General features: G+C 63.9%; 11 protein-coding genes and 1 pseudogene. 8 read left to right on the top strand and 4 right to left on the bottom strand.

Translation table 11 applies throughout. From position 1 onward, the window contains the following. The 3 genes from ACRDU5_RS03785 to ACRDU5_RS03775 form a co-directional block, all read right to left on the bottom strand. Positions 1 to 579 (bottom strand): methyltransferase domain-containing protein (locus ACRDU5_RS03785; protein ID WP_526612934.1); only part of this gene is annotated, 579 nt, incomplete at its 3' end. Positions 580 to 672: 93 nt separating this feature from the next. Continuing rightward, entirely contained in the window at positions 673 to 1,134 is a 462-nt protein-coding gene (locus tag ACRDU5_RS03780; protein ID WP_526612932.1) for an ArsI/CadI family heavy metal resistance metalloenzyme, read from the bottom strand. 370 nt (positions 1,135 to 1,504) lie between these two features. Then, the gene (locus tag ACRDU5_RS03775) at positions 1,505 to 1,765 is read right to left on the bottom strand and encodes a hypothetical protein (RefSeq protein WP_526612930.1); all 261 of its coding nucleotides are present in this window, start codon (positions 1,763 to 1,765) and stop codon (positions 1,505 to 1,507) included. Between the two features lie 1,075 nt (positions 1,766 to 2,840). On the opposite strand from ACRDU5_RS03775, the gene ACRDU5_RS03770 reads away from it, so the two are divergent. The 4 genes and pseudogenes from ACRDU5_RS03770 to ACRDU5_RS03755 all read left to right on the top strand — a co-directional run bounded on the left by ACRDU5_RS03770 (position 2,841) and on the right by ACRDU5_RS03755 (position 4,637). Beyond that, a complete protein-coding gene (locus ACRDU5_RS03770) occupies positions 2,841 to 3,083 on the top strand; it encodes an LAGLIDADG family homing endonuclease (protein WP_526612929.1) in 243 nt (80 codons plus the stop codon). Positions 3,084 to 3,137: 54 nt separating this feature from the next. Further along, positions 3,138 to 3,389 (top strand): type II toxin-antitoxin system ParD family antitoxin, encoded by a 252-nt coding sequence (locus ACRDU5_RS03765; protein WP_526612935.1) that lies wholly within the window; start codon positions 3,138 to 3,140, stop codon positions 3,387 to 3,389. Further along, a pseudogene (locus ACRDU5_RS03760) lies at positions 3,386 to 3,574 on the top strand (type II toxin-antitoxin system RelE/ParE family toxin); the annotation flags it as partial. The gene ACRDU5_RS03765 and the pseudogene ACRDU5_RS03760, both read left to right, overlap by 4 nt. Before the next feature lie 85 nt (positions 3,575 to 3,659). Continuing rightward, positions 3,660 to 4,637, top strand: coding sequence for a hypothetical protein (locus ACRDU5_RS03755; RefSeq protein ID WP_526612927.1), 978 nt, complete (start codon positions 3,660 to 3,662; stop codon positions 4,635 to 4,637). A 576-nt stretch (positions 4,638 to 5,213) separates the two neighbouring features. Here ACRDU5_RS03755 and ACRDU5_RS03750 read toward each other — a convergent pair. After that, positions 5,214 to 6,095, bottom strand: a complete 882-nt coding sequence (locus ACRDU5_RS03750) for a helix-turn-helix domain-containing protein (protein ID WP_526612925.1) — start codon at positions 6,093 to 6,095, stop codon at positions 5,214 to 5,216. Between the two features lie 151 nt (positions 6,096 to 6,246). Here ACRDU5_RS03750 and ACRDU5_RS03745 point away from each other — a divergent pair, with 151 nt between their 5' ends. From ACRDU5_RS03745 to ACRDU5_RS03730, 4 genes are read left to right on the top strand one after another with little or no spacing between them, the layout of a single operon-like run. Continuing rightward, positions 6,247 to 7,389: an alpha/beta hydrolase gene (locus ACRDU5_RS03745; RefSeq protein ID WP_526612924.1), complete on the top strand. Its 1,143-nt coding sequence runs from the start codon at positions 6,247 to 6,249 to the stop codon at positions 7,387 to 7,389. A 50-nt stretch (positions 7,390 to 7,439) separates the two neighbouring features. Continuing rightward, the gene (locus ACRDU5_RS03740; protein WP_526612923.1) at positions 7,440 to 8,465 is read left to right on the top strand and encodes a zinc-dependent alcohol dehydrogenase family protein; all 1,026 of its coding nucleotides are present in this window, start codon (positions 7,440 to 7,442) and stop codon (positions 8,463 to 8,465) included. A gap of 21 nt (positions 8,466 to 8,486) precedes the next feature. Beyond that, positions 8,487 to 9,257: an SDR family oxidoreductase gene (locus ACRDU5_RS03735; protein ID WP_526612922.1), complete on the top strand. Its 771-nt coding sequence runs from the start codon at positions 8,487 to 8,489 to the stop codon at positions 9,255 to 9,257. A 57-nt stretch (positions 9,258 to 9,314) separates the two neighbouring features. Continuing rightward, positions 9,315 to 9,719, top strand: coding sequence for a cyclophilin-like fold protein (locus ACRDU5_RS03730; RefSeq protein ID WP_526612920.1), 405 nt, complete (start codon positions 9,315 to 9,317; stop codon positions 9,717 to 9,719). The last annotated feature ends 51 nt before the right edge of the window (positions 9,720 to 9,770 follow it).

Raw genomic sequence — 9,770 nt, 5'->3', positions numbered from 1 at the left:
GAAGAGCCTTCTCACGTGAGACTCGTTGCCCCACAACGGCGGCGGCTGCACACCCGGCGGTGGTGGCGGCGCGTAGGGACGCATGGTTGCGAACAGTTGCCCGATCAGACCCTCTGGTGTCCAGTTGATCATGGCGATGACGCCTCCCGGCTTGCACACTCGCAACATCTCGCCGGCGGCCCGGTCGTGGTGTGGTGCGAACATTGCGCCGACGACCGAGATGACGGCGTCGAACTCGTTGTCGCCGAACGGCAGCGCCTCGGCGTCGGCTTCGATCCATTCCACCTCGACGCCGCGCGCCGCCGCTACGTTGCGGCCGGCGTCGAGCAGTTCGGGGGTCAGGTCGGACGCGACCACGGACGCGCCGGTTTCGGCCGCGGGGATTGAGGCGTTGCCGTTTCCCGCCGCCACGTCAAGTACCCGCTGTCCCTTGGTGATTCCGGCCGCGGCGACGATCGTCGGGCCCAGTGCCGCAATCAGATCGGTGGCCACCTTCGGATAATCCCCGGACGCCCAGATTGCGCGGTGCCTAGCCTTCAGCGCGCGGTCAGTCTCGGTATCGATGTCGATGCTGGTCATTTCGACTCTCCTTCTTAGGTTCTCACGTTGAGCGCAATGTGGATGGCCGGCCCCGACGGGGGAGGCGTTTTCGCGGCCGCCATCTTGGCCATGTCAGGCGCAGCAGGTGCTTTCGACGGAATCGTTGGCCGCGCAGCTTGCCTCGCACACCGACGAGGTTGCGGCGTCGGGGTTCGCCGGGTTGTCGTCGGTGACGGTGTAGAACGCCCACCAGCCCAGCGGCACGTCGGGAGCGGTGACGAACACCTTGTCCTGCGTGGCGTGGCAGCAGACGTCATGCTCGGCGACGTCGATCTCGAGGCCGGCGGCCGTAAAGCGTTCCTGCGCGGCGACGACCTGCTCAGCTGTGTCGGCTTCGACGCCGAGATGGTTGAGCCTCTCGTCGGCGCCGGGCTTTTCGATCAGCACCAGCTTTAGCGGCGGATCCTCGATCGCGAAGTTGGCGTAGCCGTCGCGCACCTTGTGCGGCGCTACGCCAAACATCTTCTCGTAGAACGCGGTCGCCGCGGAGACGTCATCGACGTTCAGCGCGAGCTGGATTCGTGTGGTGGACATGGTCACTCCTTTCAGTGTTGACGCCTGTTCTGACGCCCGGTAAGCCGCCGGGACGCACCGCTGCAGCGTGCACAGTCCTTCCGAAAGTTCCGGCATCAGAACTTGGGATCTCGCCGAAACCGACCGACGAGCCGTCAACCGAAGGGGAAGAAAATGATCCGCTATTAGTCACGCATGCCCGCTCGGGGTAAACGCATCGGCCACCTGGTTCCGCACGGTGGTGATCGCACTGCCCATCACAGCCCGCATTCTCAAAACCGTTGTCGGAGAATGGCCGAGCAGCGGCGTCATCGGCCTCCGCTCATTCCAGCTCCATGCCGCGGGGCGGTGCGGCCATGAGGGTCCACACCACCCCGGATCAGAAGTGGGTTCAACTGCGGCAGCCAGCCTTGGTGGCCCGCTGGTTGAGGGCTTCGAGTTTGCCCCAGTAGTAGTTGACTCCGTCCCAGTCCTCCACCTCGGCATACTGAGAAAGGGCTATCACAAGATGGTTCTCCTGCTTGTCATAGCTGGCGCAAACCCCGGGCTTGGCGTTCGCCGTGCTGGCGGCCACGCCGGCACCGACGCCGGTCAGCGCGCCTGCCAGCGCGATTCCCGCAATTGTCCTCGTCGCGATTGCACGAATGTTCATGTGAGTTCCGTTCAGATAGGTGCGCGGGATCTTCCCGCTTGCTCACATACAGACGTCGGCACGCCGAAAGGGACGCAGCACCCCTGGCACGTCGTCGGGCTCGTGGACACCGACGACGCCCGCAAGATCCACAATCTGCACGCCCGTGCCCGAGCCACCGCCGCCCTTGCTCGGGGAGGCAATGGGCCGCCGTCGAAGGGCGCCGAGCTGATCGAACCGACTAAGCTAAGGCGCCCTCGGGCGTCGTGGGAAATGAAGCGGTTCGTGAGACAAACCCGTCGCTTTCGCGGTGAGACACGGCGACAAGTCGCAAGGTCATGGCACGGCCAGATGCCGTCGGCGGCGAGAACCTACACCAGCGTAAGTGCAACAACAATGCCACCGATGTTACTGCTGGCGTTAGGAACTCAGCTCCGCGGGGGTTGGATGTCAGTCCCCGTCACTAACATCGAGTCATGGCGGCGGTTTCGGTTGATGCACGAATAGTGAGCGCTGACAACGGGGTTGAGATATCCGCGAGTCAGTTGGACGAGCGCAAGCGCTTAGTCGCGCGTCGACTCAGCCGTGGTGGGCTTGTAGTGCGCCGAGAAGCCGTCGATACTCGGTTGGCTTCCGGACGGCAGCTGATAATCGGTTCCGATCAGTCTGTCCTGAAGCTGACTGGTTGGGAACCGGCCGGGAACATGAGCGTAGGCGACCGACTGGCTGTCGTACGTCGGCTGCCAGAACCCACTCAGACGGCGAGAATGCACGACTGTGAGGTGGTCCTGCTGGCACACATGATTGGCGATGGTTCGTGCGTCAAGCGGCAACCCATTCGGTATGCATCGATTGATGAAGCGAATTTGGTCGCGGTGACCATCGCCGGCGTCGCACTTCGAAGTGACGCCGATTCGCGACGAGTACGCGGCGGCGCGGGTGACAACACTGCGGCTTCCAGCTCCGTACCGACTTACGCACGGAAGGCGCAATCCCATCGCCGAGTGGCTCGACCGCCTCGGCCTCTTCGGGCTCCGTAGTCACGAGAAGTTCCTCCCCCAACAGGTTTTCGCATTGCCGAACGATCAGGTATTCGGTGCGCTGGGATGCGAAGACATCGCAGGGCAGGGTCTACTACGCGTCAACCAGCCGACGTCTCATCGAGGACGTGATGCAGCTCCTTCTGCGGGTTGGGGTGCAGAGCAGGATCACCACAACTCGGAAGTCTGGCTATCGGGACTGCTTTTTCCTCACCATCGATAGGGCGGCCAATCAAATCGCGTTCCTGACGAAAGTCGGAGTGCACGGAGCGCGGGGTGATAGGCCAAGGAAGTGTTGAACGGCCGATATCGACTACTCCGCGTGGGTACCAATAATTGGTATGCGCGGCCGCGTGAGTAAGAACACGTCGTTCAGCCTGGACGAGCATTACAGCGCGTTCATCGAGGAGGAGGTCGCGTCTGGCCGTTATCGCTCGGCCAGCGACGTCGTGCGCACGGCACTGCGACTACTCGAGGATCGCGAGACGCGCTTGCGTGCGCTGCGCCAGTCCCTGATCGCTGGTGAACGTAGTGGCGAGTCGACGCCTTTCGACGTCGATGAGTTTGTATCGCGAAAGCGGGCTGAGGAACCGCGTGGGCGGTGAGCACGTATGTGCTGTCACCTGCCGCGCAGGCGGACCCGGAGGACATCTGGGACTACACCTGCGAGCGTTGGAGCGACGATCAGGCCGAGACGTACGTGCGTGAGATCCAGCGAGCGATCGAACGGGTCGTGGACAATCCGCTGATTGGGCAACCGTGCGATGAGGTACGCGAGTGCTACCGAAGGCATGCGGTCGGATCGAAACTACATGCGCGGGTGTGTCGGTGCCTGGTGCTATCCCTATTGGCGGTACGCCGAGATGGAGGTAGTCATGACGGGCAGGGCGCCGGTAAAGATCGTCAGGGACCAGCTGGTGCTGGGGCCGGTGACGGTGGAGTTTCAGCGGACGCTGCGAATCCCCGAGACGGGGTTGCATCCGCTGCCGCCCGGTCTGGGCCGGTTTCCGCTGCGCGGAGTTGCGGACTACCCCGACACCGCACCAGCCGAGTGGCTGTCTCGTGGCGGGGTCATGCTGCCGATCTACCAGCGCGAGGCGATGTGGCTGTCGTTCGATGCTTCCGAACCTACTGCTCTGCAGGTGGGCGTCGGCAAGGTGTGCGCGGTCAGCGGCCTGCCCTGGATCGAGCACCTCACTGGTGACCGGCAGAATTACGTGGCGCTGCCGGATCAGCCGTGGCTGGACGGCATCAACGCCGGGGACGGATTCATCCGTCAGTTCGTTGCGGTGCCCCTCGGTTCGGGCGCCACAGTCGAAGGGCAGGTCACCGGGCGGGAGGTGTATGGCGGAGTCCAACTGCGGGCCGTCGGTCTGACCCCGCAGGCGCTGGCGGAGTGGCTCGCCGCACAGGCATTGCGCCGGGAATGCTGCGAGGACATGGTGTTGGGTGCCCCGCCCCCGCTGGCCTCGGCGAGCATGGGGTTGGGGGCCGGTGGGCGGATGCGGCAGGAGGTGTACGCCGATGACCGGCAGCGCGCCGAGTACGACGAGAGCGGTGCCCGGCGGGTGTTCGTCCACTTGTGTTCGGCCGCGCAGTGGACTGCCATCACCGGAGAGGTGCCGCCCCCGACGCCGGTCGACCGGGACGACTACGTGCGCGCCCGTCTGCCATGGTTCGATTTTTATGACGCCGATGCCCGCGACCTCGCCCCAGCCGAGATCTTGGAGCGCGTTGAGAGTGTCGGCAAAAAGCTTGGCGCCGAAGAGGATCCGTTTGTGCCCGTCGACCCGGGCACTGTGATCGCACTCGGCGGGGTCAGCCCTGAGGCGGTCACCGACGGGAAGTGGTAGCCCGCTTGGGTGATGTGTCGGTGTCGGTGCCTAGGGAGGGGCCTGGAGGTCGGTGGCTGGAGCGCATGGCGTACGCACGTCGCCCCGCGAATGACGATCCGCAAAAGTCACTGACCTGGAGCCGCCGTTGCAGCGAAGATTAACAAGCTTCCGCGACACGCCGAAGTCCTGTCAAAGTAGGCAGGCGTGTCTTGTCAATCTTCCTTGGATCTCGTCAGCTACTGCTGCTGCTGCTGCTGCCGGCTGTTGTCGGTTCCCATTTTTAGTGTCGTGTTCCCATTTCCGAGGTCATCTCAATGACGTATATGACAGTGCGCGCTACTGGCTGTAGGTTCTCACGAACCCGTGCCGGAATCTAACGGGATGATGGCGGAGCGATGGCGGATCCGCCAGGTTCGTGAGACACGCGTAGTTGCTCAATGCCATGGCTGCGCTGGCGCCATGTGTGACGATCGAACTGCGGCTGGTGGATGGCGCCAGAGGTCCGCCCGCGGCGCGGGTGAGCTGTGTTGTCGGGGTTTGAAGGATCCGGACGGCTCCGTTCGCACGAACTGTGGCGGGCTCTCACGGGCGCGGTTAGTGTGTCGGATTTTTCGTTTCTGTCGTCTGGTCGGCGGTCCATGAGGCCAGCAGGTCGAGGGCGTGCGCGGTCGGGGAGGCTGGTTCTGCGGCGTAGAAGGTGAGAGTGAGTCCGGGCTCGGAAATCATGTCGACACTTTCGTAGGCCAGCTCGAGGTTGCCGACGACGTCATGGTGGAAGTATTTGGTCCCGGCGCCGTGATACCGGACGTTGTGAGCACTCCACCGGCGGCGGAAATCCTCGGAGCGGGTGGACAGTTCGCCGACGAGATCATGCAGCAGGTTGTCGAAGGGGTCGCGGCCGGCCTCGGTACGCAGGATTGCGACACAGGTGTCGGCGGCTTCATCCCAATTCGGGTAAAAGCGCCGGGAGTCGTCGTCGAGAAAGGTGTAGCGGGCAAAGTTAGGGTGGCGGCTCGGATCGCTGTCGTACAGCGACGAGTGCATGCCCCGCCCGAGGTGGTTGACCGCGAGCAGATCCATCCGGCCGTTGCGGACGATCGCTGGGGCGGTGAACCTGTCGAGCACCCATTGCAGGCTGGGCCGCGGCGTCCAGCGTTTCGCAGGACGCCGTCGCGGGCGCATGCCGGCGCTGGTGCCGTCGGCGGCGTGGGCAAGGTGAAACAGGTGGGCACGTTCGGCGTCGTCGAGTTGCAGGGCGCGCGCGATCGCGTCGAGGACCGAGGCCGAAACGCCTGCCAGCGCGCCGCGTTCCAGCTTGCTGTAGTACTCGATGCTGATCCCGGCGAGATCGGCGACTTCCCCGCGGCGCAGCCCGGCCACTCGGCGGACGCCGGTCACGGGCACACCGGCCTGCTGCGGGGTGATTTTGGCTCGTCGCGAGGTCAGAAACTCGCGGACCTCGGGGCGGTTGTCCATGGCAACCACGGTACGAGGGTTCTGCGGCGCCTGGGATGTCCTGGCAATACACCTTTCGTCCGGGACTCCCTCACCGCCGCGCAAAGAGGTTTGGTAGGTGGACGGGGCAGCCAGTCCAGACTTCTGCCCAAGGATTGTTAGGAGCTCTTTCATGCATGCCACACGCCGTGGCCTGATCAAGCTGACCGGGTGTGTCGCGTTAGTCGGCGTCCTCGCCGCAGCGGGTTGCACCAGGTCCGAACAAGCCGCCGAATCCGAACGGGGCACCCTAGCCTCGGTGTCGGTTGGTCAGCGGCCGTCAAACCTGCCGGCCGGCGACATGTCCAACGGTGCGGACAACTTCTATACCAGCGACACCGTTACCGTCGAGAAGGTTTCCTTTAGGAACCAGTACGACATGAACGTGGTGGGGAACCTGTTCGTCCCCAACGACTTGGATCGCAGCGCCCAGAACGCGGCGGTGGTCGTCGGGCATCCCATGGGCGCAGTCAAGGAGCAGAGCGCAAATCTGTACGCCACGAAGATGGCCGAGCAGGGATTCGTCGCCCTGTCTTTTGATCTGTCGGGCTGGGGCGAAAGTGACGGTCAGCCGCGCAACATGGCCGCGCCAGAGATCTTCGCCGACGACTTCAGCGCCGCGGTCGACTACCTGCGCACCCAAGACTTCATCGACGACGAGCGGATCGGCGCACTCGGGATCTGTGGCAGCGGTAGCTTCGTCGTAAGCGCTGCAAAGATCGACCCGCGTATCAAAGCCGTTGCCACAGTAAGCATGTACGACATGGGCGCCGCCAACCGCGACGGTCTTCGGAACTCACAATCGGTCGAGCAGAGAAAGCAAGCAATCGCAGCCGCGGCCGAGCAGCGCGATGTCGAGTTCGCGGGAGGGCCAACGGAGTACACCAGCGGCACGGTGCATGAACTGACGGCCGACTCGACCCCTCTCGAGCGTGAATTCTACGACTTCTACCGGACTTCTCGAGGGGCTTACCTCCCTGCAGGCGCGTCAGAGGAAACCACCACGCACCCGACCTTGACGAGCAACCTCAAGTTCATGAACTTCTACCCGTTCGAGGAGATCGAGGCGATCTCACCGCGTCCGATGCTGTTCATCACCGGCGACGTGTCGCACTCCCGCGAATTCAGTGAAGATGCCTATCAGCAAGCGGCCGAGCCGAAGGAGCTCTACGTCGTTCCCGGTGCGGGCCACGTTGATCTCTACGACCGGGTCGACCTCATTCCGTACGACAAGTTGACCGCCTTCTTCCAGAACAATCTGCAGACGTCGCCGTAGGCGATCGCAACATGGTGCTTGGTTAGCACCCCGATGAAGGAGACTAAGCAATGCGTCAAGTGTTCATGAACGCCCCCGGTGATGTGAGCGTAGGGCAACGCGAGGATCCCAAGATCATCGATCCCACCGACGCAGTGATCCGCTTGTCGGCGACATGTATCTGCGGGTCGGACTTGTGGCCCTACCGGGGTGTCGAGGATGTCGACCAAACGCCGATGGGCCACGAGTACGTCGGTGTTGTCGAGGAGATCGGCTCGGAGGTGAAGACCGTCCAACCGGGCGACTTCGTGGTCGGCTCATTTGTCATCTCCGACGGAACCTGTGAGATCTGCAGAGCTGGGTACCCGTCGCGGTGCGTGAACGCGCAATTTGTGGCGCAGTCGGTCGGGACTCAATCCGACAAGGCCCGCATCCCTTACGCGGACGGAACCCTCGTCGCCACACCTGGCCAGCCGGACGCGGAGCTGATTCCCTCGTTGCTGGCGGCCTCCGATGTCCTCGGAACGGGCTGGTTCGCCGCCGTCGCCGCCGAGGCCGGCCCGGGTAAGACCGTGGCCGTGGTCGGTGACGGCGCCGTCGGGTTGATGGGTGTGTTGGCCGCCAAGCAGCTGGGCGCCGAGCGGATCATCGCCATGTCACGCCATGCCGACCGGCAGGCCTTTGCTCGTGAGTTCGGCGCCACCCACATCGTCGAAGAGCGCGGCAAGGAGGGCGTGGCGAAGATCAAGGAACTCACCAACGGCCTCGGCGCGCACTCAGTGATCGAGGCTGTCGGGACTCAGGAGTCGTTTCAGCAGGCCATTGGCGCTACCCGGCCTGGCGGGCACATCGGGTTCGTTGGCGTCGCCCACGAAGGCGTGTCGATCCCGGCGGATGAGCTGTTCTTCGCCGAGGTGCACCTGCACGGCGGTCCCGCACCGGTGCGCCGCTTCCTGCCGGATCTGATCCAATTGATTTGGGACCGAAAGATCAACCCGGGCAGGGTGTTCGACCTCTCCCTACCGCTCGACCAGGCCGCCGACGGTTACAAGGCGATGGATGAGCGCACCGCCACGAAGGTCCTCCTCACGCTGTGATCAACGAGACTGGAGAAGCTCGTGGCAACGAGTGAGAACGGAATCCTCAGCGGCAAAGTCGCCTTCGTCACCGGCGCCACCAGCGGGATCGGCCGGGCCACCGCGCTGGCCTTCGCCCGCGAGGGCGCGAATGTGGTCCTCGCCGACATCGCCGAAGACGGGACTCACGAAACGACGCGCTCGATCGAGAAACTCGGTGGCCGGGCCCTTGCGGTCCGCTGTGACGTGACACGCGCAGAAGAGATAAGGGCGGCGTTGGACAAGGCGATCCAAGCATTCGGCCGCCTCGACATCGCCTTCAACAACGCCGGCATTGAACAACCCCTCGCCGCCGCAGCAGACATCACCGAGGACCAATGGAACCGAATAATCGACGTCGACCTTTGCGGGGTCTTTCTGTGCATGAAACACCAGATCCCGGTCATGCTCGAGCAGGGCGGCGGCGCGATCGTGAACACCTCGTCTGGCGCCGGAGTCAAAGGCTTCAAAGACCAAGCCGCCTACGCCGCCGCAAAACACGGGATCATCGGCCTCACCAAGTCAGCGGCCCTGGACTACGCGCCACGCAACATCCGCATCAATGCCGTCTGCCCAGGAATCATCGACACCGCAATGATGGACCGATTCTCCGGAGGCACTGCCGAAGGACGGGAACGCGTCATCGCCCAAGAACCCATCGGACGCATGGGGACACCTGACGACATCGCGGCGACCGTGCTTTGGCTGTGCTCGGACGCTGCCTCCTTCGTCGTGGGCCATGCTCTTGTCGCCGACGGCGGCCAGACGGCTTGACACGTCCAGAGAGCATGTCCCTCAAGCATTTGCATCCTGTTGTTACAGGGGGCTCTGTTGGTCGCAGCGGCCGTCGTGGCTGCCTGCGGATCGCCCTCGACCGGGCACGCGAACGACACGGCGAGCACCACATCACGACCCGGCCAGGAGGATTCCGTCACGCGTTTACGGCTCACTGCTGGCGGGGCCAGCGCCACCGCTCTCCTCTACGACAAGGCGACGGCCCGCGATTTCGCGTCGCTGTTGCCGTTGTCGATCACCGTGCACGATCTGGGCGGCCGGGAGAAAGCGGGGACGCTGCCACGAGAACTTGCCGGCGGGCACGGACAGAACGACTACCGAGCCGGGCAGATTGGCTACTGGTCGCCTAGCCACGACCTGGCCATCTACTGGTGCGGAGATCCCCTGTTACGACCGAAACTGAAGCGCTCGCAACTCTTGCACAACCCTTGGACTGATTAGGGCGTGGCACGACAGCGGAAAAGGCCGCGGTGGCGACAAACTGTCCTATCG

Origin of the sequence: Mycobacterium sp., from assembly GCF_050701515.1 — a bacterium.
In the GTDB taxonomy this organism is placed as follows: domain Bacteria; phylum Actinomycetota; class Actinomycetes; order Mycobacteriales; family Mycobacteriaceae; genus Mycobacterium.
The sequence above is the reverse complement of the archived record's forward strand: the minus strand, read 5'-3'. Positions and strand labels throughout refer to the sequence as shown.

What these genes read in the sequence shown, in the direction of transcription:
- ACRDU5_RS03775 (WP_526612930.1), bottom strand. Translation starts at nt 1,765, where the DNA reads ATGAACATTCGTGCAATCGCGACGAGGACAATTGCGGGAATCGCGCTG.
- ACRDU5_RS03750 (WP_526612925.1), bottom strand. Translation starts at nt 6,095, where the DNA reads ATGGACAACCGCCCCGAGGTCCGCGAGTTTCTGACCTCGCGACGAGCC.
- ACRDU5_RS03755 (WP_526612927.1), top strand. Translation starts at nt 3,660, where the DNA reads ATGACGGGCAGGGCGCCGGTAAAGATCGTCAGGGACCAGCTGGTGCTG.
- ACRDU5_RS03745 (WP_526612924.1), top strand. Translation starts at nt 6,247, where the DNA reads ATGCATGCCACACGCCGTGGCCTGATCAAGCTGACCGGGTGTGTCGCG.
- ACRDU5_RS03740 (WP_526612923.1), top strand. Translation starts at nt 7,440, where the DNA reads ATGCGTCAAGTGTTCATGAACGCCCCCGGTGATGTGAGCGTAGGGCAA.
- ACRDU5_RS03780 (WP_526612932.1), bottom strand. Translation starts at nt 1,134, where the DNA reads ATGTCCACCACACGAATCCAGCTCGCGCTGAACGTCGATGACGTCTCC.